The sequence below is a fragment of the Halalkalibaculum sp. DA3122 genome (assembly GCF_043951865.1).
In the GTDB taxonomy this organism is placed as follows: domain Bacteria; phylum Bacteroidota; class Rhodothermia; order Balneolales; family Balneolaceae; genus JAMQKA01.
The window spans coordinates 304896-329515 of the sequence record NZ_JBINJF010000001.1 but is presented as its reverse complement, the minus strand read 5'-3'; the positions used below and the strand labels follow the sequence as shown (position 1 = coordinate 329515).

The 24620-nt window shown below is 50.1% G+C and carries 26 protein-coding genes and 1 other RNA gene; 13 read left to right on the top strand and 14 right to left on the bottom strand.

All coding sequences use genetic code 11. The features are described from left to right. Positions 1-49: 49 nt before the first annotated feature. The 7 genes from ACG2F4_RS01375 to ACG2F4_RS01345 form a co-directional block, all read right to left on the bottom strand. Entirely contained in the window at positions 50-826 is a 777-nt protein-coding gene (locus ACG2F4_RS01375; protein ID WP_395257527.1) for a hypothetical protein, read from the bottom strand. A 195-nt stretch (positions 827-1021) separates the two neighbouring features. Continuing rightward, entirely contained in the window at positions 1022-1858 is an 837-nt protein-coding gene (locus ACG2F4_RS01370; protein ID WP_395257526.1) for a purine-nucleoside phosphorylase, read from the bottom strand. 443 nt (positions 1859-2301) lie between these two features. Beyond that, positions 2302-2928: a DivIVA domain-containing protein gene (locus ACG2F4_RS01365; RefSeq protein WP_395257524.1), complete on the bottom strand. Its 627-nt coding sequence runs from the start codon at positions 2926-2928 to the stop codon at positions 2302-2304. A gap of 51 nt (positions 2929-2979) precedes the next feature. After that, positions 2980-3330, bottom strand: coding sequence for a hypothetical protein (locus ACG2F4_RS01360; RefSeq protein ID WP_395257522.1), 351 nt, complete (start codon positions 3328-3330; stop codon positions 2980-2982). Continuing rightward, on the bottom strand, positions 3330-3617 hold the full coding sequence (locus ACG2F4_RS01355) for a hypothetical protein (RefSeq protein WP_395257520.1): 288 nt from the start codon (positions 3615-3617) through the stop codon (positions 3330-3332). The genes ACG2F4_RS01360 and ACG2F4_RS01355 overlap by 1 nt, the downstream gene beginning before the upstream one ends. Beyond that, positions 3614-3934 (bottom strand): hypothetical protein, encoded by a 321-nt coding sequence (locus tag ACG2F4_RS01350; protein WP_395257518.1) that lies wholly within the window; start codon positions 3932-3934, stop codon positions 3614-3616. Before ACG2F4_RS01350 ends, ACG2F4_RS01355 begins: the two co-directional genes overlap by 4 nt. A 189-nt stretch (positions 3935-4123) precedes the next feature. After that, entirely contained in the window at positions 4124-4834 is a 711-nt protein-coding gene (locus ACG2F4_RS01345; RefSeq protein ID WP_395257516.1) for a YggS family pyridoxal phosphate-dependent enzyme, read from the bottom strand. A gap of 235 nt (positions 4835-5069) precedes the next feature. On the opposite strand from ACG2F4_RS01345, the gene ACG2F4_RS01340 reads away from it, so the two are divergent. The 4 genes from ACG2F4_RS01340 to ACG2F4_RS01325 all read left to right on the top strand — a co-directional run bounded on the left by ACG2F4_RS01340 (position 5070) and on the right by ACG2F4_RS01325 (position 8460). After that, positions 5070-6125 (top strand): Nif3-like dinuclear metal center hexameric protein, encoded by a 1056-nt coding sequence (locus ACG2F4_RS01340; protein ID WP_395257514.1) that lies wholly within the window; start codon positions 5070-5072, stop codon positions 6123-6125. An 18-nt stretch (positions 6126-6143) separates the two neighbouring features. Continuing rightward, on the top strand, positions 6144-6881 hold the full coding sequence (locus tag ACG2F4_RS01335; RefSeq protein ID WP_395257512.1) for a zinc ribbon domain-containing protein: 738 nt from the start codon (positions 6144-6146) through the stop codon (positions 6879-6881). A 491-nt stretch (positions 6882-7372) separates the two neighbouring features. After that, positions 7373-7752: RNase P RNA component class A (gene rnpB / locus ACG2F4_RS01330), an RNA gene on the top strand. A gap of 204 nt (positions 7753-7956) precedes the next feature. Further along, positions 7957-8460, top strand: a complete 504-nt coding sequence (locus ACG2F4_RS01325) for an OsmC family protein (RefSeq protein WP_395257510.1) — start codon at positions 7957-7959, stop codon at positions 8458-8460. Positions 8461-8884: 424 nt separating this feature from the next. On the opposite strand, the gene smpB is transcribed toward ACG2F4_RS01325, so the two are convergent. The 4 genes from smpB to ACG2F4_RS01305 all read right to left on the bottom strand — a co-directional run bounded on the left by smpB (position 8885) and on the right by ACG2F4_RS01305 (position 12641). Continuing rightward, entirely contained in the window at positions 8885-9358 is a 474-nt protein-coding gene (gene smpB / locus ACG2F4_RS01320; RefSeq protein ID WP_395257508.1) for an SsrA-binding protein SmpB, read from the bottom strand. A 210-nt stretch (positions 9359-9568) separates the two neighbouring features. Continuing rightward, positions 9569-9988, bottom strand: coding sequence for a hypothetical protein (locus ACG2F4_RS01315; RefSeq protein ID WP_395257506.1), 420 nt, complete (start codon positions 9986-9988; stop codon positions 9569-9571). Between the two features lie 202 nt (positions 9989-10190). Further along, positions 10191-11402, bottom strand: coding sequence for a site-2 protease family protein (locus ACG2F4_RS01310; RefSeq protein ID WP_395257504.1), 1212 nt, complete (start codon positions 11400-11402; stop codon positions 10191-10193). A gap of 12 nt (positions 11403-11414) precedes the next feature. Beyond that, positions 11415-12641 (bottom strand): arginine deiminase family protein, encoded by a 1227-nt coding sequence (locus tag ACG2F4_RS01305; RefSeq protein WP_395257502.1) that lies wholly within the window; start codon positions 12639-12641, stop codon positions 11415-11417. Positions 12642-12916: 275 nt separating this feature from the next. On the opposite strand from ACG2F4_RS01305, the gene ACG2F4_RS01300 reads away from it, so the two are divergent. Next, positions 12917-13771, top strand: coding sequence for a transglutaminase-like domain-containing protein (locus tag ACG2F4_RS01300; RefSeq protein WP_395257500.1), 855 nt, complete (start codon positions 12917-12919; stop codon positions 13769-13771). 100 nt (positions 13772-13871) lie between these two features. On the opposite strand, the gene ACG2F4_RS01295 is transcribed toward ACG2F4_RS01300, so the two are convergent. Together ACG2F4_RS01295 and ACG2F4_RS01290 are read right to left on the bottom strand one after the other, a co-directional pair. Continuing rightward, entirely contained in the window at positions 13872-14696 is an 825-nt protein-coding gene (locus ACG2F4_RS01295; RefSeq protein ID WP_395257498.1) for a polysaccharide deacetylase family protein, read from the bottom strand. A gap of 75 nt (positions 14697-14771) precedes the next feature. Then, on the bottom strand, positions 14772-14933 hold the full coding sequence (locus tag ACG2F4_RS01290) for a hypothetical protein (RefSeq protein ID WP_395257496.1): 162 nt from the start codon (positions 14931-14933) through the stop codon (positions 14772-14774). Positions 14934-15137: 204 nt separating this feature from the next. Here ACG2F4_RS01290 and ACG2F4_RS01285 point away from each other — a divergent pair, with 204 nt between their 5' ends. The 3 genes from ACG2F4_RS01285 (at position 15138) to ACG2F4_RS01275 (ending at position 18911) form a co-directional block, all read left to right on the top strand. After that, positions 15138-16211: a serine hydrolase domain-containing protein gene (locus ACG2F4_RS01285; RefSeq protein ID WP_395257494.1), complete on the top strand. Its 1074-nt coding sequence runs from the start codon at positions 15138-15140 to the stop codon at positions 16209-16211. Positions 16212-16223: 12 nt separating this feature from the next. Next, positions 16224-17090, top strand: a complete 867-nt coding sequence (locus ACG2F4_RS01280; protein WP_395257492.1) for a DUF72 domain-containing protein — start codon at positions 16224-16226, stop codon at positions 17088-17090. Between the two features lie 204 nt (positions 17091-17294). Beyond that, positions 17295-18911, top strand: a complete 1617-nt coding sequence (locus tag ACG2F4_RS01275) for a peptide chain release factor 3 (RefSeq protein ID WP_395257490.1) — start codon at positions 17295-17297, stop codon at positions 18909-18911. A 95-nt stretch (positions 18912-19006) separates the two neighbouring features. On the opposite strand, the gene ACG2F4_RS01270 is transcribed toward ACG2F4_RS01275, so the two are convergent. Beyond that, a complete protein-coding gene (locus ACG2F4_RS01270; RefSeq protein ID WP_395257488.1) occupies positions 19007-19759 on the bottom strand; it encodes a hypothetical protein in 753 nt (250 codons plus the stop codon). A 425-nt stretch (positions 19760-20184) separates the two neighbouring features. Here ACG2F4_RS01270 and ACG2F4_RS01265 point away from each other — a divergent pair, with 425 nt between their 5' ends. From ACG2F4_RS01265 to lipA, 5 genes are all read left to right on the top strand, one after another. Next, positions 20185-20655, top strand: coding sequence for a GNAT family N-acetyltransferase (locus ACG2F4_RS01265; RefSeq protein ID WP_395257486.1), 471 nt, complete (start codon positions 20185-20187; stop codon positions 20653-20655). A gap of 222 nt (positions 20656-20877) precedes the next feature. Further along, complete coding sequence (gene lpdA / locus ACG2F4_RS01260; protein WP_395257484.1) at positions 20878-22299, top strand: dihydrolipoyl dehydrogenase; 1422 nt, start codon at positions 20878-20880, stop codon at positions 22297-22299. 69 nt (positions 22300-22368) lie between these two features. Next, positions 22369-22764 (top strand): GxxExxY protein, encoded by a 396-nt coding sequence (locus ACG2F4_RS01255; protein ID WP_395257482.1) that lies wholly within the window; start codon positions 22369-22371, stop codon positions 22762-22764. A gap of 46 nt (positions 22765-22810) precedes the next feature. Further along, positions 22811-23578 carry a lipoyl(octanoyl) transferase LipB gene (gene lipB, locus ACG2F4_RS01250; RefSeq protein WP_395257480.1) on the top strand — a complete coding sequence of 256 codons (768 nt, stop codon included), beginning with the start codon at positions 22811-22813 and terminating at the stop codon, positions 23576-23578. A gap of 5 nt (positions 23579-23583) precedes the next feature. After that, positions 23584-24462 (top strand): lipoyl synthase, encoded by an 879-nt coding sequence (gene lipA, locus ACG2F4_RS01245; protein ID WP_395257478.1) that lies wholly within the window; start codon positions 23584-23586, stop codon positions 24460-24462. The last annotated feature ends 158 nt before the right edge of the window (positions 24463-24620 follow it).

Below are 24620 nucleotides of genomic sequence, written 5' to 3'. Positions count from 1 at the left end.
TAAAAAAGCGGCTTGCAAAGCCTCCTGCAACAAATTTGATCACTTCATTTTATTCCAGGCCCAGATAAAACTGTTCTCTCAGCTCCTGCACGTAAATACCGATATCGTTTCGCAGCTCAAAAAGCTGTTCGTGAAGCAGTACGTATTCTTCTTTTTTGATATAGGGGGCCTCTTTCAAGTGATCCTGGAGCAGGATCAGCGACATATTGGTGCAGTGGAGCGCCTTTTTGGTATAGGCGATATTACCCCCGAGAAAATCCTGCTCAAATCCGAATGAGTAGCCCCCGGCAAGTTTAGCTCCGATTTTCAGGACGTTGCTTACAAAATCGTTGTATTCTTCTGAACGGTATCTTCCGTGCACACCCTCGGCCCACTGCAGAATGTAGGCGGCTATTCCGCGGGCTGTATTGTATATTTCGAGCGTGTCGATGGAGCCGTTGTCGGACATCGTAAAATCATTGCTCAGTTCCTTCCAGTCCTCCCCATAGTCAAAGTCGTCCTCTTCCTCATCGAAAAAAAGTTCATCCTCATATTCGTTATCGAGGAAGAAGTCGTCCATTTCGTCTTCCAGATCCTCATCCCAGTCTTCATCATCCTCGTCAGGGAAATAGGCTTCCTCAATCTGCAGTTCTTCCTCAATAAATGCGTCCACCGCATCCAGCTCGTCCGAGTTTTCCTGCAGGAGAGTGACCCATCGCGGGGTGTTTCCTGCGGGATCAGGAGCTATGAAGCGGCGCAGTTGCTCACTCTTTTTCTCAATTTCATCCAGGTGAGCTTCCCATTTATACTCATCCCAAATATCGTCGTTGAAACCTCCGGTAAACATAAGGCTGATGGATGGGTTAGTATTAGTATATTTTTCCTATCAAAACAGAAGTTGTTGCTTTTGGTCGATAGATACATCAGGAAAATAACGTTTTTCTCGTTTTGTTGGTATCCTTTTTGGTGGGAGTGGAGTTATAATTTTTTAAGGTTTGATGCTCACGGCCTTCAGGGTCCAAAACAGCCCCGGAAGGGATATTCAGAGCCGTTTTAGCACTCCCATGATAACCTGGGTGAGTTTCGGTTCTGCCATGCCGGCGGCCTCCAGGACATCCTCAATATTGACCGGTTCGAGCGCGTCGGGAAAACATTCATCGGTAATAACGGAGATCCCCATGATATCCATCCCCATGTGGACGGCCGCTATCACTTCGGGTACGGTGCTCATTCCCACCACGTCGGCCCCGATAAGCCGCAAAAAGCGGTATTCGGCCCTGGTTTCCAGCATTGGTCCACTCAGCGCAAGATAGACGCCCTGGTGCATCTTGATCCCCTTTTCAAGGGCTACCGTTTCGGCAAGTTCAAGCAGCCGTTCGGTATAGGGTTCGCTCATATCCGGGAACCGGGGACCAAGCTCATCGTCATTGGGGCCGATAAGGGGATTGTCACCCAGCATGTTGATATGGTCGTTGATCAGCATGATGTCTCCCCGCCGGTAATTGGGGTTGAGCCCGCCGCAGGCATTGCTGACCAGCAGGGTGTCGGCTCCATTTTCTTTGAGTACTCGCAGGGGAAAGACGATCTGCTGCATCGAATAGCCCTCATAGTAGTGAAAGCGTCCCTGCATGGCCACCACCTCTTTGCCGGCCAGGGTGCCAAAGAGCAGCTGGCCGGCGTGACTTTCCACCGTGGAGACGGGAAAGTTGGGAATGTCGGCGTATGAGATACGGATCTCCACCTCAATTTCATCAGCCAGGTTGCCGAGACCTGTTCCTAGTATCAGCAGGTAATTGGGACGGAGATCGGTTTTATGCTGGATATGTGCGAGCGCTTCATCGCGTTTGGAGCGGAATTCTTCGACAGAATCTGGCGGCATGAAAGCAGAGAGTTTTTCGGTTAGAAAAAATTGAGTTAGCGAAATATATAAAATTCAAAGAAAGGAAAATCTACATGAAAATATCGACAAGCGGGCTTTAAATATGATAGCCACGACTTGATCTGACAGTTAGCCGTTAGAAGTCGGTTTTAGCCCGGATTACCTCACCAATTTCGCAGCCTTTTACAGGCTGTAATGATAATTTGGCAGTAAAAAATGGGATAAGGTATTGTCATCCATAAAGTGACATGATCTTATCCGAAATACTTGTGAGAAATTCGGGTTAGTTGTCAGGTTAAACTTTTTAAAAGCGGAGGTGTTTCCAGAGATCAACGGCTGAGTAGATTCGAGTCCGCCGCTTGTCCATCAATTGAGGTTTTGGCACATGAGAACAGGCCGAAAACAGGGCCAAACAACGGTTTACAGCCCTCTTGGCTGTTCACCTAATCCAGCTCATCAATGATATCGTCAACATCTTCGGCGCCCGGGGGGATCGTTTGGGCTTCTTCGCCTGTGTCCTGATCCTCCTCAGAGAATTGCTGTTTCCTGTTTTGGACCTGTTTCTTGAAATGCTCCTCAAAATCGGCGTCACTTTCAGCCGGCATGTCAAACAGGTCGGCTTCGTCCCTTGCAAACTGGTCGAGTGACTCCTGGGCCAGTTCCAGGTAAGACCGGATGCCTCCCACAATTTCCTTGCGCCGATCGAGCAGGCGCAGGATGTTCTGGCGGATCTGTTGCCGCTGCTGGATGGCTTCCCGAACGATGGACTCGGCTTCCATCTCCGCTTTTTCTATTTTGTTACGGGCTTCCTTGCGCGCGCCCGAAAGCTTGGTTTCGGCCGATTCCTTAGCGGTCTGGAGGGTTTCGTGCAGGGCTTCTTCCACGCGCTCGTAGTGCTTGAGTTTCTCCTCAAGTTCCTGTATCCGTTTTTCGAGTTCGCGGTTCTTGCCTACCAGGTGCTCCCACTCATTGGACATCAGGTTCAGGAATGCGTCCACTTCGCCCTGGTCGTATCCGCGGAAAGATTTTTCGAAGCTCTGTTGTTTTATTTCAAGTGCTGTAAGTTTCATGATGAGATGATATTGTCCTAAAGCTATTAAATGTCAATGAAAATGATGGCTTCAGTTTTTCAGCATATTCTTCAGCTTTGAACTGTCCTGCTGCCGGTCTTGTGCCGGTTTCTCCTCGTCAATTTCAATGGTGTCCCGGGGTTCTGAAAGCTGTTTTCCCGTTTTTTGTTCCGTGTCCTCTTCCGCAATAATAGCCTCCAGGTTTTGCAGCCGTCGTTCGGTATCTTTTTTGTGCTGCATAAAAGCCTTGGCCAGGCGGTTGAATGTTTCTTCGTCGTACCCGCCCTGTTTTCGGTTGATCCATGTTTTTATCAGGTCGATCACCTTGGTTGCAAGATATCCGACAAGTGCAAAAGCCCCGATAGCGCCTACCAGGGCAACGACCATTTCTTCAAAACTCATTATACTGTCCTCTCTTTTTCCTGGAGATCATTCGTAAGCCGCACGTTGCGGTCTTCTTCATCAATTTCCGGGTAGGGTTCCTTGTAATCCTCTTCTGATACGGCTGCTTCAAGTTGCCGTATCCGTTTCTTCATGTCTCTTTGTTGCCGCTTCAGGCCTTGTACGATGTGATTGAAGCTTTCCTTGTCAATCGACTCGGCACTGTTTTTCCTGGAGATCCAGTCCTCAATCAATCCCGTTGTGCAGCCGATTACCACAAGTGCAATGAGTAACACTTCCCAACTCATGATTTTGTTCGCTTGTTGTTTGCCATTTCTGATACTTTTTGCCGGTGTTCCCGCTTTACCTTTTCTTCATCGGTAATCTCAATTTCGCTCATACCGAGACCAGCGCCACGGCTAAACTCTTCCGGTTCCCCGGCCGCAATCGCTTCGAGATTCTCGACACGTTTTTTCAGGGAGTCCACCAGCTTGCGAAGTTCATCGACTTCCTGCTCGTTCTGGCGGCCCTGGTTCATCATTTTCATCTTGTTTTTCTGGTAGTCGAGGATGAATCCCCCTATAATTGCAACCAGCGGAATAAGTACCCAGATCCATGCAGCCATAACAGGTCCCTGTATTGTTGTACATTAATAATATAATGTACTAAATATTAATAAGATTGAAACATTTGATACGGACCGAATGATAAATTGTTATAGCATTTACGTGACGTATCCCGTATTGCGTACTGCGTATTTGGATCTGCCCAAATCCTCTTTACTTGTACAGTAATACGCAATACGCAGTACGAATCAGCCATAATCGCGTTCACCGAAAATAGCCCTCCCCACGCGGACCATGGTAGCACCCTCCTGTATCGCAATTTCCAGGTCGTTGGTCATGCCCATGGAGAGCTCCTCCAGCTGAATATTTTCGCTGTTGTATGTCTGGTGCTCGTCCTTCAGCTTGCGAAGCAACCTGAATTCCGGACGGATTTTCTCCAGGTCCTCATCATCATCAAGATAGGTGGCCATGCCCATGAGCCCGCGAACACGCACGTGCGATTTCCCCTGCGCATATTCCAGGATGTTCGCAAGATCGTCCGGTTCACATCCGCTTTTTTGAGATTCACCGCTGATGTTGACCTGGATCAACACATTTATTGCACGGTCGATGCGGGAGGCCCGCTTTTCGATTTCACGAATGGTTTTCTTTTTGGGCACCGAGTCGATCCAGTTTACCCGCTCTACCATATACTTGATCTTGTTTGTCTGCAGGTTCCCGACCATATGCCACTGAACCTGCTCTTCCTGCCAGGCATCCATCTTGTCCTGAAGCTCCCTGGCCCGGTTTTCACCGAAATGGACTTGTCCACACCCGAAGGCCGTCTTGATATCTTCGAGCGGCTTCATTTTGCTGACGGCCACCAGGGTGATCTCATCAGGATTCCGCCCGGCGTTTTCGCATGCTTCTTTGATTCGCTGTTGTACTGACGATAAATTAGCGCAGATATCTTCACTCATTTGACGTAGGTGGTTAGACTGTACTCAGGTTGTAGGTTGAAAAGAACGATTTATGTAAAAATAACCTTTTAACAGTCAGATTTAAATCGTATTTTTGGAAACTGAATTGGGTAATTTTAACCTATTTGAGTCTGGCTCTGAACAACTTTTTTACTTTGATTCTAACTGAGCGACCAGATCCACGTTGCCTTCACCCGACCTGGAAATTAAAATGCGGGGGTAGCGGATAACCACAATGAACACGCAGGTCCGGCATATTTCCACCTTTCTTCATCAATGGGCTCCCCCAAGTACCAAACTGGATTATGACAATGTCGGGCTGCTGGTAGGAGATCCGGAACAGCCGGTCAACAATATCCTTACCTGTCTCGACGTCACCCCGGGCGTTGTGGAAGAGGCGATTGAGAAAGACTGCGAGCTGATTGTTGCCCACCACCCTCTTATTTTCCAGAAAATTTCCCGCATCAATCCAACCAACGAGCAGGGAAAGATTATCTATAAGCTTATCCGGAACAATATTGCACTGATCGCCGCCCACACCAACCTGGATGCGGCGCTTGACGGGGTCTCGTTTGTGCTGGCCCAGAAGCTTGGGCTTGACAATCTCAAGTTCCTGGACAAGGGCTACAACATCTCCCGGAAAATTGTGCTGACTACCTCATACTCCGACAGTGAGTCGGTCCTCAAAATGTTGAATTACTACTCGGCGGAAGAGGCTCACTACTACAACGTGGAAGGTCGCAAAGATGGACAGCGTACTTTTGAAGCGATAATTGACGAGCACAATGTATCCGGGTTGATCAAGGAGTTGAGACGCAACGGGCTGCTCGATCAGGGAAACTACCAGGTGATGGATGTAGCGAGTCCCTCCGACAATGTGGGGATGGGCGTGGTTGGATTTTATCACGACAAGGGACTGACCCAGCAAGCGTTTTTGGAACGGATCTCTGACAGCCTGCAAGTGGAGGCGATCCGATACTCAGGGCATGCCGAGCGGATCAAGAAGGTGGCGGTGTGTGGAGGAGCCGGTGTATCGCTGGCCGGCAAGGCGATTGCTGAAGGGGCCCAGGCCTTTGTTACGGCTGATATCAAATACCATGATTATTTTACCGATACGAAAGATTTTCTGCTGGTGGATGTAGGCCATTATGAAAGTGAAGTGCCGGTCGTGCATGCCCTGCAGCAGGAACTGAAGGAAGCATTTGAAGAACTGAGGGTCTATGCAACCGATGTTGTAACAAACCCGATGAACGTGTTTATCTCTAATGTAAAACAGAACCCACAGGACTAAACGATTACTCAGCAATCTATGGAAGAAGTACTCCAACAGTTAACCAACCTCCAATATATCGACAGCAAAATCGATGAGCTAAAACAACTGCGTGGCGACCTCCCGGAGGAAATTCTCGATATTGAGACCGATATTAATCGCTACGAAGCCAAAATCAACAAGCTGGAAGAGGAGCAGAAGCAGCTTGAAGTCGAGAGCGACAATCTTAAGCTTGAGATTCAGGATGCGAAGGACAAGATGGAGAAGTATGAAGAGCAGCAGCTCTCCGTCCGCAACAACCGTGAGTATGATGCCCTGACAAAAGAGATTGAAGCTCAAAAACAGGTTGTCGAGAACTCTGAGTCGCGACAGGAAGAGATTCTCAAAAGGCAGGAACAGATTAAAGATGAGCTTGAAGAAGCCAGGGAAAACCTGGAAAAAACGCAGGCTCTTCATGATGAAAAGCAGAAAAACCTTGACAAGCTGGAGCAGGAGACCGAAGAAGAGGAGAAGAAACTCCTGGAAAAACGCGAAGAGATTGAAGAGAACATCGACAAGCGGTACCTGAAAAGCTATAACCGGCTGCGCAATGGCCTGAGCAACGGGCTCGCGGTAGTGGCGATGGAACGCGGCGCTGCACTAGGTATGGCCCTGCCTCCCCAAACACAGGTGGAAGTGAAACGCGGCAATAAAATCATCATCGATGAGAATAGCGGCCGTATCGTCGTTGATCCCTCATTCTTCGAGAAGGCCGAAGAGGAGCTTTCGGTCGACTAGCAGCACCGGCAGCTGTCGGTTTTTGTTCACAGCGAAGGGAAAAGGTTCAGAAGCGAGAAGCAGAAAAGATCGGTCGAAGCTCGACTCATTAACTCTTCTGCATCTCGCTTTTTGTGGCTAAAAAGGCTTTTTGGGACCAGGGTAAATTGGCCGTAGTTGAGACTTGTAAGCCTACGGGATCGTTGTTGCGAGGAGCGTTATACTCCTGCCTGACACTCCAACAAGTTCGGTAGTCAACCTGCCACCCAACGAAATAAAAAGTTCTGCAAAACTTTTTCGTGAGGTATAACCGCAGATTCACAAAACCCGCCTGCAGATCGCTGTCCATTTTCAAAACTAAACTGGTTTTCAATTCGTTGTTATGCTAACTTGTTTAGCGGATGATCGGGTCATCGCCCCGCACATAACGGTTAAAATCGATTGCCACAGTTTGCTTTAAGATGCAAAGATCGAGCGGCTTGGTCGGTACCTCAATCTCAGAGTGAGACAACAGGGTTTATCCGTAAAAGCCCTCTAACAACTTGTCAAATAGCTTTTTGTCTTAATCGTTATGTGCGGGGAGGAAAGTCCGAACACCGACGAGCACCGTGCTTCCTAACGGGAAGATCCGGGCAACCGGTTAGCCAGTGCCACAGAAAACAGACCGCCCCGGGGCACAGACCTCGGGGTAAGGGTGAAAAGGCGGGGTAAGAGCCCACCGCTCCGGTGGCGACATCGGAGGCAGGGTAAACCTCACGGGGTGAAAGCTCATGCAGGTCGTGCGCCGCTCGTCGCTATACGACCGGGTGGAGTGCTGGAGCTTCGGAGCAATTCGGAGCCCAGATAAATGATCGACCCTCGACAGAATTCGGCTTACAGATCATCCGTTCCAATTAGATGAAAAGGCCGCCTGAAAAGGCGGCCTTTTGTGTTTGTATGCGACACTGCCAGTCAATAATGTACTGGAATTCAGCTTGGGAAATAATGAGCAATACGGGCAAGTGCAGGTTTATCTTGTTGTTGAGTGGTTTAATCCTTGTTAACTTTACAACGAAAAAATTTTAAAAAATCGTAAAAAATAAAAAGTCAGATCATAATGGATTCAAAAGAACTTCGCGCCAAACAGGCCCCTCTTAAGAAAAAATACCTGAAAGAGCCGGGGGCGGCTCAGACCATCTTGCATGCGGAAGGCAGCATCGGTACGAACCTGGGCTGCAGGGTGGAAACCGACAACGGGATGGTGGAGGCCGGCCTGCATCCATTTACGGGCGGTGACGGCAGCCAGGCCTGTTCTGGAGATATGTTGCTGCAGGCGCTTGTCGGGTGCGCCGGGGTCACGTTGAATACCGTGGCTACTGCAATGGGGATAACATTGAAGGATGCCACTGTCCGGGCCGAAGGCTCGCTGGATTTTCGCGGCACGCTCGGGGTATCCAAAGAGGCCGCCGTCGGCTTCGAAAATATTAAGCTGATTTTTAAGCTGGACACCGATGCCCCACAGGAAAGCATCGACAAGCTCATAGAGCTAACTGAACGGTATTGCGTGGTATATCAAACCCTGCAGCAAAGCCCTGAAATAGTAACAGAGGTACGCACTTAATCCGTATTCCTTCCAAGTATTCTTCAGCCTAACCCGGATTTCGCAGCCTATTACAGACTGTAATGATAATTTGGCAGTAAAAAATGGTATAAGTTATGGCCATTCATGAAGTTACATAATTTTATCCAAAATACTCGTGAGATATGCGGGCTAACTGTTTGTATACCAGAAATCTAGAGAATAAATTGGCTGTTTGGAATGGCATGTTCATTTTATATGACTAAGAACGAACAGGTCTGCATGGGAAATAGGTACCAGGACCTTTTGAGAATATCCGAATAAGATCCAGTTATTTCAGGCTTATAATGATATGCAGGTGTACCCTCCGAATAATTACAACAAACGGTGAACCGCCTCCAAATTAGCTTCACAATTTTACAGGCGCACGGAAGCTTGACAAGGTTTTCTGGCTCACCGGTCAACTCTACATATTTACCTTGTAGGTGCCCTTGTACTTTCGCTCCAGTTCGCGCTTGGTATCCCGCTCTTTGATATCTTCACGCTTGTCGTACTTTTTCTTACCCTGGGCAAGGCCGAGAAGGATTTTGGCATATCCTCCCTTGAAGTAAAGTTTTAGCGGGACCAGCGTATACCCTTTCTGGTTGATATATTTTTCTATTTCCTGGATTTCACGGCGTTTTAGCAGGAGCTTGCGTTTGCGTCGCTCATCGTGGTTGGCGTAGGAGCCATGCTTGTAGGGCTTTATATACATGTCGCGCAGCCACACCTCCCCGTCCATAAGGTAGGCAAAGGCTTCCTGCAGACTGGCCTTGCCTTCGCGCAGCGACTTAACTTCGGTTCCTTTCAGGGCGATGCCCGCCTCAAAGGTTTCCTCAACGCTGAATTCGTGCCGTGCCTTCCGATTTTTTATGGTGGGAGTGCTGTTTTTGTTGCCCATCTTTGGTGGATCTGATCTTATTTTGAACTAATGACTGTTAAACATAACCGATTGGAACGCGAGATGTGAAATATTCAGCAAGTATTTACACCGGCCCATTTGTTATTGGATTACGAGATAACTCAAGTGCTGAAATGGTAAAGAGGTTCTGAAATCCCCCGGCATCTCACGTTTCACGACATCTTACGTTTCACGTCTGCCGTTTCATGTTTAATAATCAAATCCAAGCTCATTCAGTTCCCGGATGATCTCCTCTCCCGGCGACCGATCGGGCATGGTGCCGTAGATACCCATGATCTGCTGGATTTCAGATCGCGCTTTTTCATTGTTGGGATTGATTTTTAACACGGCGATATACTGTTGCAGGGCGCTGGTCATGCGGTCACGCATGCTGCTGTCTTCCGGTCCCCGGTACTCCAGGTATAGCCCGTAGTTGAGATGGGTCTTTTCACGCAGCCTGTCAAGGTCGGCATCAGTGGTTGAAGGATCCGCATTTTCGATATACTCCAGCGCTTTGGGATAGTTATCTTCAGCAATGAGTTGGTCCACAGTCTGGGAAAGATTTTCCGGCTGGTCAGCGGAGCAGCCGATACAGAGAAACAGCGAGAAAAAAGCAAGAAAATATTTCATTGTATTATTCGACATTAACATTGAAAAATAGTGATTTCAAAGGTATAGAAAGCTGGTGCAAAGGTACAGCTTAACCTGTGTCTCTGACAAGTACTCAGGTTTAAAAATCGTGCGTTTGGCCGGGCCACTTCCCGTTACAGTCCTGCAACCCGATCTGGCACCAGGAGAGGTTGCCTGGATCCCCATAAGATATGGAGCATCTTTACACAAAATATAGGGGATTCGGGCTGATGCAGAGCACAAAGATCGCCATGCTGAGCCACCCGAGCTTTTGGCGCGTGGGATCCAGCGGTTGTTCATACAGCGCAGGTGGATGTTCGAGTTTTACGAAATAGGCGATGAAGAAGGACCAGACAATCCAGATAAGAGAGCTCATCGTCTGCAGCGATCCCACTACCAGGTAGATGTAGCCCGCGGAGGCCAGCAGGGAGCCGAAAAGTACGGGGGCGATCCAGCGGTGATCATTATGATAGGCTTTGCGCAGCAGGAAGAACAAGACCCCGGCCCATAGCAGCCAGCTGAACGTGCCGTACGGGTTGGCCAGGTCCCACGCCTCCAGCGACATATGGATAAACGGAACCGACTCGATACCGGCCATTACCGTAAGCAGGGCAAAACAGACCCGGGCAACGACCTGGTGCCTCTTGAATCCCAGCAGGGAGTACAGGATGTGTCCTCCATCCAGCTGGCCGACGGGCATCAGGTTGAGGGCCGTGAAAAACAATCCCAGCCAGCCCGCAAACAGAAATGGGTAGTGGTACATCTCGAACATCGGGGGCACATTTTCGAAAAACTGTGCCAGAAATGAATAGAGCAGCGTATTTCCCACAATAAGTACGTCTGAAGATTCGGCCGAAGGGGGGTGGTCGGGATACACACCGTGCTGGGCGACATAGGCCTGGACCTCTTCGTGCCCGGCAAAATTGTTGATAAATGAGGGGTCAGGCAGTGTGGAAAACCCATAGAGCAGCACCGCAAGCGAGACCGCAAAGCCGGCCAGCGGACCTGCGATGCCAACATCAAACATCTTGTAGGTATCGTTTATTTTCTGTTTGATCCGAATGACAGCCCCGAGCGTGCCGATGCCCAGGGGTACCGGGATAAAATAGGGCAGGCTTACTTTAATGTTGTGAAACTGTGCCGCAAAAAAATGACCGAACTCATGGGTTCCCAGGAATGCGAGCAGGAGAGCTGCAAAGAGGGCTCCATCTCCCATCTGTCCCATAATGGTGTCAGTGACTGCGGTTTGGGCTACAAAAAGTCCCCCGAAAAAAGAGACTGAAATAAATGTCAGGATAAAGAGCCCGAGATGTTTCAGGATCGTTTTGGTGCCGAACTCTTTCTGGGGTGTCGGGGGTTCGGGGGAGTGGGTGTTAACTTCCTGGTAGTCGTAAGATAAACGCTGGTTGTCCAATGAAATAGTAGTTTAAGATTCTCTGGAAATTGGCAATGTCATGCATCGTGCACCGCCACGTCCGCGGCACAATTCATTACCTTCAAAGCCGATGGCAATTTTTTTACTGCCGGGGTTAAACGGTCGATCTCGATATTCTTCAATAAAATCAAACTGGTTGATGACTTCGTAGCCATGCTCTTTAAGGGCATTGAACGTATTGGTGTTCCGTTCATATCCCACAATGACGCCGGGTGCAAGGGCAAAAACGTTCGCCCCGTCGGTCCATTGTTCGCGGAATTGATTCGTACGCGAATTTCCACCGCAATTGATAAACGTAAAAGAATGTCCCATGCATTCCTCCAGCGCATCCTTCAGGGAGGATTTGATCTCCGCTCTTATGCTACCGTTTTCGCTGTTGAGTTTCACTACATTCCGTTCCCTTTCGGTGATGGCGGGCGGAAATACCAAGCACTCGTCGTTGCTGGCAAAGGTAAAGATGGTATCGAGGTGCATGGAGGAGCGCTGTTTGGGTATATCAATGGCCAGCACCTGCGTTACCCCTCTGTTGAGTAATCCTTCAGCTGCGGTCATCAGGCCACTGAACGAGGTGCGTTCACTCATGCCGATTAGCACCAGGTCGCCGGAGGCGACCAGCACGTCCCCGCCCTCGATGGTTTCCTGCTCGGAAATGGTGAGGATATTGGCTTTCAGCTCACTGAAAAGCGGATGGTACCGAACCAGCATCTCCATAAGCAGAAATTCCCGGATGCGAGCCGCCTTGGCCGGGCGCGAAAGCAGAATGCTGTCGTTTACCACGGCGGCAAGATCTCTCGTAAAAAGCAGATTGGGTGTGGGATTTAATACCAAATCCTTATGGGTAGTAATGCCCTCTATGGCAAAACGCAGCAGTTCATCCGGCGGCATACTGAGCAGCTCCTCTTTAACGGTATGCAGGTTGCCCTGCGGGTAGCGCCGAATAAGCTCTTCGATAAAGAATGCCCGCGCTTCCTGCTGGTCCATATGGAAACACTCCAGGAAAAGATCGGTAATTTCGTAGATTTTACCCTCCGGCGGCATCGCAGCGCGGAAAATATCCAGCATGTCGAGGTGCTCACGGCGGGCATCCTCCTCAAAAACGATGTCATCGAACAGCAGCTCGTCCTTGAGTTCCGGGTTTACCAGCGATACCTCATGTCCCGGCGTATGTACAATTACGCCCCGCAGCCGACCTGTTTCTGAGCTGACATTCAATTTCATTTTATAAGCAACTGGCAATAAGCAATTAACGGTAAACGGTGACCAGTGAACAAGGATCAGGTGTTCCAATCAAAAGGAATGCCAGTATCTGTTGATGACGCTCCAACGCATTGTTCACCGTATCAAGCCCTTTAAATATAAAACTTCCGACCTCGATTACTAAATATTAAAACTTGCCGGAAGATTGGATAAAGAATTTTCTTTTTCTCTATTTTACCGCACGAAAAATACTCAAATGCTGTTGGAGATAGGTTCAAAAGAACAGAAAGCGTACTATGGCAACAAAGACAGAAATAGAATCCCTTGTTTACCTGCTGGATGATCCTGATCCGTATGTGAAATCAGAGGTTAAAAACCGGCTGTTTGAGCTCGGTGAGAAAGCGGTGCCGCTGCTGGACCAGCAGAAAAATGAGACTAAAAACGATTCTGAAAAAGAACTGATTAACGAGATCATACAGTACATTACATACGGGAACCTGGAAGAGGATTTCCTGGATGTGCTGGACGGGGGGCTTTCGAATCTCAGGCAGCTTGAAAGAGCGGTCTTCATCCTTTCCAGGTTCGACAACCCGACCCTGAGGGAGGAGGAATATATGAGGAAACTGGATCGTTTTGCCGACATGATTTCCGGTAAAATACAGTATCAGCCCGACGAAACCCGCCAGATCCATATTCTGATGGATTTCATCTTTGAGGAGCTCAAATTTACCGGCAGTACGGTGGATTACTACAATCCCGACAACTGCTATATTAACCGGGTGATCGACCGCCGCCAGGGTCTGCCCATTTCCCTGGCGCTGATTGTCTTGTTTCTTGCCCGCCGGCTAAACATGCCTTTTTACGGTATTAACATGCCGATCCATTTTATGCTGAAGTTCAAGGGAGACAAGGAGGAGGTGCTGATCGACCCGTTCGACAGCGGCAAGGTGGTGAGCTACAACCAGTGCTACTTTTTCCTGAAGCAGAACGGAGTCGACCCCAAATCCAAACATTTCGAGATAACCAGCGAGGCCGAAATACTGGCCCGCTGCATCCGCAACCTGATCCAGAGTTACGCCAAGCTCAATGCAGAGCACAAGGTGGAGTCGCTCAAAAAGCTGCTGAATACGGTGGAGATGATGTGCAAGTAACGTGTCTTATCAGGCCGTTCGGGAACGATTTTGCGAAATTCCTTCGTGATTTACCAGCTTCCTTGTAGACCGCCGGTGAGAATCTGCATGCCCCCAAATGTTACCGGTGGTGGTTTTTTACATGCTCTGCAATATCAATCAGCGGCGCAATCCACAGCTCCTGCTCGTGTTCTTTCAGAAAATGAAGCAGCTTGCGATGCGCCTCGAGCGACACATTCAGGTTGTGTCCGCCACCAACGCCGTGGAACAGGAACACCACCAGTCCGTGTTCGTCCATTGCCTTTTGCACCAGTTCGATCAGCTCCTCGCCAGATTGCCCGCTGATCAGGTACGAATCGATGTTAAAAAGGTCGATGTTGCCGATCTGTTCTATACCATCCCGTACGCCTCGTGCTGCCACCAGGTTATCTTTGATGGCCCTGACATATGAAGAGTCGCCCGCTTCGGTGTCGCCGCAGGGATAGGCCAGTGTACGGGCGGATGCCGGTCGATCATCCAGCAGGCTTAACAGCGTGTTGGTCATGCGGATCTCATCGGCCATGCGCTTGACGGTATAGCTGCGCAAGTCGTAGTCGGGCTGCACCCACTCGCGGCCGGGTCCGCCCTGGCAGGGATGATACAGCGTGTGGTTGCCCAGCTCATGACCGGCTTCAGCCACGCTGCCCCAGGCTCCGGTGTGGTTGCGAAAGCCCTCAAAATAGCCGGAGAGGTAGAAGGTGGCTTTAAGGCCGAGGGAATCGAGCAGGGGCACGGCGTTTTCCAGCTGGGCTGCCAGGGCATCGTCATACGTGAGGGAGACAGCAGCCTTCCTGTTGTTCCAGTCTGCCTTGTTTTGTGCGTGAGCAGGCAGGGTGGCCCCCGTACAACTCACGATCCCAATTAAAAATGACACTTTTAAGAATTTGCCGAGCGTGCTACTTCCCATGAGTATTGTATCCCCGCGATTAGGTGAGGGTGGCTGTTGATTTTTAAAAACAGCTATTTACGAAGACAGGGCTTTCTAATCAAATAGACTGCGACCTCTAACTCTCATAAAGGGATTTTCAGGAAGGTGAGCAGCAGGTTGATATCGCCGGTGAGCCGGAACGGGTTGTTTCCCCACTCCACCCAGCAGCACCGCTGAAAACGCGACGGCCACCCAGTGAGCAGTAATTTTTTTCATCGCAACAGGTATTTTATTAGAATTTCATCAGCGGCATTCATATCTGTGGTTCAGATTGGCTATAATACACATGTTTTGGAATGATAATTGCTGTTATCAGCATTAGGCAAATGCAACGTGCCACACACAAATCGGCTTAATTAAACTATGAACTCTTTTTCTGGTAAAAAACCACTCGGGACTGTTTGGTTATTCGCTTTGGGGATGTTATTGAATATTGCGCCAACGGCCCTGTCGGCACCCGCTGCCGCGCCTGAAGACAGCAGCTCATCCTTAACCGCCATTTCCGAGCAGGCCGATGCCATAACGTCTGTTCGCAGCCTGCTGATTCAAAAGAATGGAGAACTGCTGCTGGAACAATATTTTGACGGTCAGCCACCCCACCGCCCGATGAACATAAAATCAGCTTCCAAAAGCATTATTTCTTTGCTCGTGGGTATCGCCATAGACAGGGGACTCATTGAAAACAAGGAGGTGCGGGTTGAGCAGTACTTCCCGGAATATTTTGAAGAGATCTCCGATCCGGAAAAACGAACCATTACGATTGAGGACCTGCTCACGATGCGCTCGGGGCTCGAAACCACCAGCTTTCATAACTACGGGCGCTGGGTGGTTAGTGACGACTGGATAAAATTTGCACTCGAACAGCCGATGGTCGATTCCCCGGGCGATGACATGGAGTACAGCACCGGCAGCTCCCACCTGCTTTCCGTTATTATCGAGAAGAGCGCAGGGATGAGCACCCGGGATTTTGCCCAAGAATATCTTTTTGGGCCGATGGATATTCAGCCGGGCAGTTGGCAGCAGGATCCTGACGGCTACTATTTCGGGGGAAATAACCTGGCACTGAAGCCGGTGGATATGCTAAAGATCGGGCAGATGATATTGGGCGGGGGGACGTATGAAGGCCGTCGTATTGTATCCAAGGCGTGGCTGGCTCAATCTTTTCAAACATACACCCGGAGCAAATACAACCCATATGATTACGGCTATATGTGGTGGAACCGCCCGGTGGCCGGACACAAGGTTTATTTTGCATGGGGATTCGGCGGGCAGTATATCTTCATCATCCCGGAGCTGGAAGCGGTGGTCGTCCTCACCTCCTCGCTGCAAAATGCCAATCAGTCGCGCAGCTATAAGCAGCCGGTATTTAATCTTCTGGGCAAAAGGATTCTGCCACTTTTGATACAGCAGATAGGCCTAAACGACCAACGGGAATCAAGGAGTAATAATGGGACTATATCTTTTTTCGGGACCGGCGTCATACGGGCTCAATAAAACGGGACAACCATGGCAATAACTAAATATCATTTGGGATGTACGGTGTGGAGTCTGAAAGACTGGGTCGGGACCTTTTATAGGGATGATGCCAAACAAAAGGAGTTCCTGCGGCAGTACGCGTCGGTGTTTAATTCGGTGGAAGGGAACACGACATTTTACCACCTACCCGATCTTGAAACGGTCAGGAAGTGGGGAAAACAGACGCCGGAGGGCTTTAAATTTTGTTTCAAATTTCACCGATCGATTACACACCAAAAACGCCTGCATGGTGTGGAGGAGGACGTCCGTAACTTTATAGATCTGTTTGAGCCGATTGAAGATCGGCTGGGACCGTACCACATCCAGTTGCCCCCGCAGTTTTCCCCGGATGAGATCGGCAAGCTCGAGAATCTGCTGGCGATGCTCCCAAGCGCGTTCAGCTACGCCGTAGAGGTTCGGCATCCCGGTTTTTTCGATCACGGCCGCCAGGAGCGGCACCTGAACCGGCTGCTCAAAAGCTATAATATCGATCGCGTGGTATTCGACACCCGGAAACTGCACGCCATGAAATCGGACGAAAAGTCGATCCGAGAAGCCCGAAAAAAGAAGCCGAAGGTGCCGGTTCGTTTTGAGACGACCGGCTCGCGCCCGTTTGTCCGCTTTGTGGGCGCCAACGATCCCATCAATAATGAGCCCTACCTGAAGGAGTGGGCCATCATCGTCGCCGACTGGATCAAGGAGGGACTGCACCCCTACGTGTTTACCCACGCGCCCGACCCGGCACGCCAGCCCCCCATCGCCCGCCGGTTTCACCAGCTGTTGGCGGAACTGATCGATATCGACCCGATGCCCGCCTGGCCAGTGGAGAAGCAGGACAAGCAGCTGGGACTTTTTTGAATCTTAGCTCTTGAACAGGTGGATGTTGAATAATGAAACGGGCTAGCATCTCATTTGAGTGGGACTTGACTCCAGTGCTTAAAAAGGGCTGCCCTCTCGCAACTCACGACCCAAGACCCATGACTATAGCAAGTGAAACTCCCCTCCAAAACCCTTATCTTTAAGGCTTTCTGAAAACAAGAATTTCCCAGCTCCAACTAGACTATGGCCAATACCGATACAGCGACGAAAGAAAAAAATAAGATCGAGAAGGAGGCCCGGCGGCGGCGTACCTTCGCGATCATCTCTCACCCCGATGCCGGGAAGACTACGCTCACCGAAAAGCTGCTGCTCTACGGGGGCGCGATCCACGAGGCCGGCTCCATCCGCCAGCGCAAAGCCAGCCGCTATGCCGCCTCCGACTGGATGGCGATTGAGAAAGAGCGGGGAATTTCGGTAACATCCTCTGTCCTCCGTTTTGAGAAAGACGATATCAAGTACAACCTGCTGGATACGCCGGGCCACAAGGACTTTTCCGAGGATACCCTGCGCACGCTCGTAGCCGCTGATACTGCGCTGATGGTGATCGACGTGGCGAAGGGCGTAGAGGAGCAGACTGAAAAGCTGTTTGAGGTCTGTAAGATGCGGGAGATCCCGATTATCACGTTTGTCAACAAGTGCGATCGCCCGGGATTGAAGCCGCTGGAGATCATGAGCAACGTGGAAAACCAGCTCGGCATTGAGCCGATTCCCGCTTCCTGGCCGCTGGGCTACGGGAAGGATTTTGAGGGCATCTACGACCTGATTGGCAAAAAGCTCTATCTTTATCGCAAAGAAAAGCACGGGGCGCAGAAAGCGGAAACCGAGGTGTACGGACTGGAAGAAGGGCTGGAGCAGGCCAGTATCTCTGAATACATGAAGGAGGAGTTTTACGAGGAGGCCCTGCTGGTGGAGGATATTTTTGAGTCGATGGATCGCGAGGCTTACCTGAACGGGAAGTGCACGCCGATGTTTTTCGGGTCAGCCCTGAATAATTTCGGGGTGGATGTATTCCTCGATTATTTCTCGGATCTTGCGAATCCCCCGCAGCCGTATGAAAATGAGGATGGCACGGAACGACTTATCGGCGACGATTTTTCCGGGTTTGTGTTTAAGCTACAGGCCAACATGAACCCGAATCACCGCGACTGCGCGGCCTTCGTGCGGATTACTTCCGGGAAGTTTGAGCGAGATCTCGATGTAAAGCAGGCGGGGCTGGAGAAAAAAGTGCGAATGTCGACACCCCATACCCTGATGGGCGATGAGCGCCATATCCTGGAGGAGGCGTATCCCGGCGATGTGGTGTCGCTTTTTAATCCCGGTTCGTTCCGTATTGGCACGACGATCTACAGCGATACTCCTGTAAAATTTAACGTCATTCCCCTGTTTACGCCCGAACATTTCATGAAGGTGGCGACCAAAGATCCGTTTAAGCGGAAGCAGCTGCGCGAGGGCCTGAAGCAGCTTGCCGAGGAGGGGGTTGTTCACGTATTTGAAGTACCGGGCGGGGTCGGGAATGAGCTCTTGCTTGGAACCGTTGGTGCCCTCCAGTTCGATGTGGTCAAGCACCGCATGCTCACCGAATACGATGTGGAGCTGAATATGAGCAGCGTCAGCTACCACGCGGCGCGATGGCTGCCGGAAGATGAGAACGTGATTGATAAACTGAAAACGAGCTACTCCACGCACGTCACGAAAGATATGGAAGGGAATCCCATCGTACTGTTCGACAGCGGCTACGCCCTCAATCAGGCCGAGGACAAAGTTGGTGCCGAAAACCTGTTCAAATTCAAGCAAAACTAAGGGCCAATGAAGAATTAAAAATCAGGATTTAAGAATAGGTGCACTCAGGTTGAAAAAGTCACCCTATTCTTAATTCTTCATTCCTGATTTTTAATTCACTGCCCGCCGTTGGCTTGCAGGTCATCAATACAGTTCTGGTCCAGCGACGGGATGCTTCCTCCGAATACGCTGCCAAACAGGTCGGTACTCTCCATGGCGTAGTACATCAGGCAGCTGTCGTTGTCACAGTGGTGACCGTTTTCTTCATCTTGGTGGTCTTGCTGCATCTCTGTGCCCGATCCGTCTACGTTAACCAGGCCGAAAAGATGGCCGAACTCGTGCCGGAACGAGGTGGCCTCTGTTTGGTAACGGGACGGCTGACCAACTCCACCACTCACCTCATCATAGGCGGCTCCAAAAAAGCCAGATGAGGTATTATAGTAGGCGATTCCTAGTACGTTGTCCTGGTCGTATTTACCGTCAACTATGATCATATATGCAGAAAGGGTTTCCCCTTCCGTGGTGTTGTCGCGGTGCTCCTCCTCCAGATCGCGGATCTCTTCCGCCGAGTATTGCTCTTGGTTTCCGCCCGGAATTTGAGTGGGTTCCAAAATGGTAACGCTGGTTTTATTCAGGCGTTCCTCCAGGAATGTTTCGAGGCTGGACAAAGCTTCACTGTTGGGTTCATAGCCCTCCATGTAGTCGATCTCAATTTCCAGCTCAGTATAGTTGGAGTCCGCCAAAAAATCGTTCGCCGAAGTGCCTGGATTTCGGGTATGGGAATAGGGTGCCGGATCCGGTTGTTGGTCATCCGGACCATTGTCGTCCGACCCATTGGGTCCCGTGGCACTATCACTGCATGAAAGCATAAATAATAGTATGACAACAATAGAAAGATACGGGAAAGATTGTCGTGGTAACTGCATCATTTCTGTAACTTATTTTTATGGTATGTTCTATTCGATTGTTACTCAGAGTGTTACGGATTGTTCCGTTATTTTGTGATACATCAATTTTTACGGAAAAATAATTTCATTTGCATCCAAACCGACCGCTGCTGATGGTTCAGAATTCTTTTCCATGAGTGGTAAAACTGAACGCTTGTTCAAAAAAAAAGCTGAGTTACTTTTTAAACGTGGAACCGCATTCCCGTAAGTTGATGCAATAAACAATCACACGGTCGAAGAGGGACGGAAATAGTTAAGATTTCGAATTTCGTGAAAAAAACTATAACGTTTCAGGTACAGGATAGTGATCATCGGCAAGAAACGGCAACAGTAAGAGGGGATCTATCATGCTGGATATTGAAATACGGGAGGCTGATTACCGTGATGAAGGGCAAGCTGCGGAAGTATTGCGGTTGACCGACATGTATGCCCGCGATGTGATGGGAATGGAAGAACCGCTGCCCAATGCCACCCGAATCAACCTGATCCATGAATTGGCAGAAATGCCCAATGCATTTACACTCCTGGCCTTCAGGGATGGAGCTGCGGTGGGCATTGCAAACTGTTTTGTCGGTTTCTCCACATTTGAGGGACAAAAATTGATCAATATCCACGATCTTGCCGTGGTACCAGAGTGGAGGGGACTCGGAATCGGGAAGAAACTGCTGAGAGCCGTTCAGCATAAAGCCAGGAAACTGAAGTGCTGCAGGATTACGCTGGAGGTCCGGGAAGATAATCCCGCCATCGACCTGTATGAGCGGTTCGGTTTTGACAACGGCGATCCCCGCATGCTGTTCATGAGCAAGGAGCTGTATTGACGGAAATACTCAAGTTACAACTTCCAGCGGATTCCCGCACTGTCACCCACAACCCACCACTCACCACTCAAGCCCCAAGACCCATCAGCCACGACCACGCTTATATCTCTCCACGAAAAACACTATATTCCTATCCGTTTTTGATGCTGTCGTTCAATCAGCTGAATCGTTCTGTTTGATAAGATTTTTAATACAACCATTAAACCCTGATAAAAGAGTATTATGGCTAAAGAATTTGATATCTGCGTAATAGGATCTGGTCCCGGCGGTTATGTAGCTGCCATTCGTGCATCGCAACTGGGATTTAACACGGCAATCGTGGAGAAGCGGCATCTCGGCGGTGTCTGTTTGAATATTGGCTGTATTCCCACAAAAGCCCTGCTGCGCTCGGCCGAGGTGTATGAAAATATTGAGCACGCCGGTAATTATGGCGTAGAGGTCAAAGACTATTCTGCAGATTTTGGCGGCATCATTGACCGGAGCCGCAACGTGGCTAACAAAATGAGCAAGGGCGTTCAGTTTTTGATGAAGGCCAACAAAATTGAGGTATTCGAGGGCAAGGGCGTCTTTGAATCACAAGATCAGATCAAGGTTGTTGACGAAGACGATGAGACCAGTGAACAGATCAAAGCCGACAAATTTATTATCGCCACCGGAGCCCGCCCGCGCGAGCTGCCAAACATACCGATCGACGGCGAGCTGGTGATCGACTCCGAGAAGGCGATGCAGCTGGAAGAGCAACCCGAAAAGCTGGTGATTATAGGCGCCGGGGCCATCGGCGTTGAGTTTGCCTACTTCTACCATACCCTCGGCACCGAAGTGACTATCGTGGAGCTGGAGGATTCGCTGGTGCCCGTTGAAGACAAGGATATTGGCAAGGAGCTGGGCAAGATCTACAAGAAAAAAGGCATGGATATCAGGACGGGCAGCACCGTGGAAGCCGTTGAAGAGAAAGGCGACGGCGTGGAAGTGACTATTAAGTCGGGTGACAAGGAAGAGAAAGTGGAAGCCGATGTGGTGCTTTCTGCTGTAGGCGTAACTGGAAACGTTGAAGGCATCGGACTGGACGAAATCGGTGTGAAGTATGAAAAAGGCGCCATCGAAGTGGACAAGGAGACCTATCAAACCTCGATTGAAAATATCTACGCGATCGGCGATGTAGCCGGCCCGCCGTGGCTTGCTCACAAAGCTACGCATGAAGGCATTCTCTGCGTGGAAAACTTGGCCGGTGAGGAGGTACATCCCATGAATTACAACAACATTCCGGGTTGTACATACTGTGAGCCGCAGATTGCTTCTGTTGGATACACCGAAGAGCAGGCCAAAGAAGAAGGCTACGATGTGCTGGTTGGTAAGTTTCCGTTCTCCGCCAGCGGTAAAGCCACGGCCTATGGACACGAGGAAGGCTTCGTAAAAGTGGTTTTTGATGAGAAGTACGGCGAATGGCTGGGCTGCCATATGATCGGCGCCAACGTGACGGAGCTGATTGCCGAGGCTGTCGTGGCCCGCGATCTTGAGACCACAGGCCACGAAATTATCCACGGCGTGCACCCGCACCCCACGCTTTCCGAGTCCGTAATGGAGGCTGTAGCCGAGGCGTATAAAGTTGGTGTGCACTTAGGTACGCAACCGAGCAAGAAGTAAAGTTTCACGCAGAGTCGCTAAGGCGCAGAGAAATTTTGGTTAGTTTATTTTAATCAAGTTGCCATTCCAATGTCTGAGATTAGCTCCAAACCGGAGAATTATCTTTCAGGCATTATTGTGGATACTTGTTTTCATATTCACACAGAGTTGGGACCGGGACTCCTTGAATCGGTGTACGAGGAAATCTTGTTCTATGAATTACGAAAGCAAAATATGGCAGTGCAGCGCCAACAACCGATCCCGGTAGTCTGGGATGATATTAATATGGAGCTGGGTTTTCGTGCCGATTTGATTGTCGAGAACAAAGTGCTTGTAGAACTAAAATCTGTAAAAGATTTAGCTGATCTTCACTACAAGCAGGTATTGACGTATTTGAAGTTGACAAACCTCAAACTTGGTCTGTTAATAAATTTCAATGAAAAGCTTATAAAAAACGGCATTAAGCGTGTCGTAAATAATCTGTAAACTTTGATCTTTGCGCCTCCGCGTCTCTGCGAGAAAATAAACTACCATGCCAACCATCCAACTACACGATATCGGCACCGCTCCCTACCAGCCCGTTTGGGATCTGCAGGCCGCTATTCAGCAGCGACTGGTGGATGAGAAGCTGAAGCGCCGCAAGCAGAAACTCTACAAGCCGGGGGATGAGCCCAACGATGTGCTGCTGTTCGTGGAACATCACCATGTCTATACCCTCGGCAAGAGCGGGGATTCCGCCCACCTCCTTAAAGGGATGGCCGAGCTCTCCGACATCGATGCGGAATACGTGGAGATCGACCGCGGCGGGGACATTACCTACCACGGGCCGGGCCAGATCGTCGGTTACCCGATCCTTGACCTGGATCGCTACTTCACCGATATCCACAAGTACCTGCGCTACCTGGAGGAGGTCGTTATCCGCACCTGCGCAGACTATGGCATTGAGGCCGGGCGCATCGAGGGACTGACCGGCGTGTGGGTGGGGGATAAAAAGATCTGTGCCATGGGCATCAAGTGCTCGCGCTGGGTGACGATGCACGGTTTTGCGTTCAATGTGCATACCGATCTCAGTTATTTTCAATATATTGTGCCTTGTGGTATCACCGACAAGGAGGTGACCAGTCTCGAAAAACTGTTGGAACAGGTGCCAGATCCCGCTGAAGTCAAAAAAAAGCTTGTCACCCATTTCGAAAACGTATTCGATGCCGTGATTGTAAAAGATGGCACATTGCCTGAACTCGAAGGACAATTTTCATATCTTACAGCATCCGAAAAAAAGGCTGTATCTAACCAAGAATGAATTCCATGATTAAAGAGCTAAATGTCATAGACCGCGAAGAGAGTACCCAGCGACGCCCGGACTGGCTGCGCGTGAAGCTGCCCTCCGGAGAGAAGTTTAAGCAGGTGGCTGACACGATCCAGAAGAATTCACTGAATACGGTCTGTGCAGAGGCTCGCTGTCCCAATATTGGTGAATGCTGGGGCAACGGAACGGCCACATTTATGATTTTGGGCGATGTTTGCACCCGTTCCTGCTCCTTTTGCGCCGTCAAAACCGGCCGCCCGGTGCAGGGGCTCGACTGGGATGAACCTCGCCGCGTGACCGATGCAGCCAAAAAGATGGATCTGAAGCATGTCGTCATTACATCTGTAAACCGCGATGAGCGCGACGACGGCGGCGCTCCCATTTTTGCCGAGTGCCACCGCATGCTGCGCGAAGAGATTCCGGGCGTAACCATCGAGTCGCTCATTCCCGATTTCCGCGGTGTCTGGGACGCCCTGCAGATTGTGATCGATACCCCGCCCGATGTATTGAGCCACAACCTGGAGACCGTGCCGAGATTGTACCGCGAAGTTCGTCCCCAGGCCAAATACGAGCGGTCTCTGGAACTCCTGCAGCGCGTAAAAGAGGCAGGCCTGCGATCCAAAACCGGTATTATGGTGGGTCTGGGAGAACGACCTGAAGAAGTACATGAGCTGATGCAGGATTGCGTTGACTACGGGGTGGATGTGCTAACCATCGGCCAGTATATGCAGCCTACGAAGATGCACCATCCCGTGGAAGAGTGGGTACATCCCGACCAGTTCAAGGAGTACAAGCGGATTGGTGAAGAAATGGGACTCGAACACGTGGAAAGTGGGCCGCTTGTCCGCTCATCCTACCATGCGGAGCGCCATGTGTAAAAAAGTGAGGGTCTTTTCTGTTATCTGTCGGGCAGAGGATTAGAATAGGATCGGGGGGAAATCCGTTACTGAAGAAGAAACGCCGATAGTTAGCTCACGGGCCGGCTCAGTTGGAGCATGATCAGGCAGAGTATCTATGTTGGCGGATCCGGCTGCCG

What these genes read in the sequence shown, in the direction of transcription:
- ACG2F4_RS01375 (WP_395257527.1), bottom strand. Translation starts at nt 826, where the DNA reads ATGTTTACCGGAGGTTTCAACGACGATATTTGGGATGAGTATAAATGG.
- ACG2F4_RS01370 (WP_395257526.1), bottom strand. Translation starts at nt 1,858, where the DNA reads ATGCCGCCAGATTCTGTCGAAGAATTCCGCTCCAAACGCGATGAAGCG.
- ACG2F4_RS01365 (WP_395257524.1), bottom strand. Translation starts at nt 2,928, where the DNA reads ATGAAACTTACAGCACTTGAAATAAAACAACAGAGCTTCGAAAAATCT.
- ACG2F4_RS01360 (WP_395257522.1), bottom strand. Translation starts at nt 3,330, where the DNA reads ATGAGTTTTGAAGAAATGGTCGTTGCCCTGGTAGGCGCTATCGGGGCT.
- ACG2F4_RS01355 (WP_395257520.1), bottom strand. Translation starts at nt 3,617, where the DNA reads ATGAGTTGGGAAGTGTTACTCATTGCACTTGTGGTAATCGGCTGCACA.
- ACG2F4_RS01350 (WP_395257518.1), bottom strand. Translation starts at nt 3,934, where the DNA reads ATGGCTGCATGGATCTGGGTACTTATTCCGCTGGTTGCAATTATAGGG.
- ACG2F4_RS01345 (WP_395257516.1), bottom strand. Translation starts at nt 4,834, where the DNA reads ATGAGTGAAGATATCTGCGCTAATTTATCGTCAGTACAACAGCGAATC.
- ACG2F4_RS01340 (WP_395257514.1), top strand. Translation starts at nt 5,070, where the DNA reads ATGAACACGCAGGTCCGGCATATTTCCACCTTTCTTCATCAATGGGCT.
- ACG2F4_RS01335 (WP_395257512.1), top strand. Translation starts at nt 6,144, where the DNA reads ATGGAAGAAGTACTCCAACAGTTAACCAACCTCCAATATATCGACAGC.
- ACG2F4_RS01325 (WP_395257510.1), top strand. Translation starts at nt 7,957, where the DNA reads ATGGATTCAAAAGAACTTCGCGCCAAACAGGCCCCTCTTAAGAAAAAA.
- smpB (WP_395257508.1), bottom strand. Translation starts at nt 9,358, where the DNA reads ATGGGCAACAAAAACAGCACTCCCACCATAAAAAATCGGAAGGCACGG.
- ACG2F4_RS01315 (WP_395257506.1), bottom strand. Translation starts at nt 9,988, where the DNA reads ATGAAATATTTTCTTGCTTTTTTCTCGCTGTTTCTCTGTATCGGCTGC.
- ACG2F4_RS01305 (WP_395257502.1), bottom strand. Translation starts at nt 12,641, where the DNA reads ATGAAATTGAATGTCAGCTCAGAAACAGGTCGGCTGCGGGGCGTAATT.
- ACG2F4_RS01300 (WP_395257500.1), top strand. Translation starts at nt 12,917, where the DNA reads ATGGCAACAAAGACAGAAATAGAATCCCTTGTTTACCTGCTGGATGAT.
- ACG2F4_RS01295 (WP_395257498.1), bottom strand. Translation starts at nt 14,696, where the DNA reads ATGGGAAGTAGCACGCTCGGCAAATTCTTAAAAGTGTCATTTTTAATT.
- ACG2F4_RS01290 (WP_395257496.1), bottom strand. Translation starts at nt 14,933, where the DNA reads ATGAAAAAAATTACTGCTCACTGGGTGGCCGTCGCGTTTTCAGCGGTG.
- ACG2F4_RS01285 (WP_395257494.1), top strand. Translation starts at nt 15,138, where the DNA reads ATGTTATTGAATATTGCGCCAACGGCCCTGTCGGCACCCGCTGCCGCG.
- ACG2F4_RS01280 (WP_395257492.1), top strand. Translation starts at nt 16,224, where the DNA reads ATGGCAATAACTAAATATCATTTGGGATGTACGGTGTGGAGTCTGAAA.
- ACG2F4_RS01275 (WP_395257490.1), top strand. Translation starts at nt 17,295, where the DNA reads ATGGCCAATACCGATACAGCGACGAAAGAAAAAAATAAGATCGAGAAG.
- ACG2F4_RS01270 (WP_395257488.1), bottom strand. Translation starts at nt 19,759, where the DNA reads ATGCTTTCATGCAGTGATAGTGCCACGGGACCCAATGGGTCGGACGAC.
- ACG2F4_RS01265 (WP_395257486.1), top strand. Translation starts at nt 20,185, where the DNA reads ATGCTGGATATTGAAATACGGGAGGCTGATTACCGTGATGAAGGGCAA.
- lpdA (WP_395257484.1), top strand. Translation starts at nt 20,878, where the DNA reads ATGGCTAAAGAATTTGATATCTGCGTAATAGGATCTGGTCCCGGCGGT.
- ACG2F4_RS01255 (WP_395257482.1), top strand. Translation starts at nt 22,369, where the DNA reads ATGTCTGAGATTAGCTCCAAACCGGAGAATTATCTTTCAGGCATTATT.
- lipB (WP_395257480.1), top strand. Translation starts at nt 22,811, where the DNA reads ATGCCAACCATCCAACTACACGATATCGGCACCGCTCCCTACCAGCCC.
- lipA (WP_395257478.1), top strand. Translation starts at nt 23,584, where the DNA reads ATGATTAAAGAGCTAAATGTCATAGACCGCGAAGAGAGTACCCAGCGA.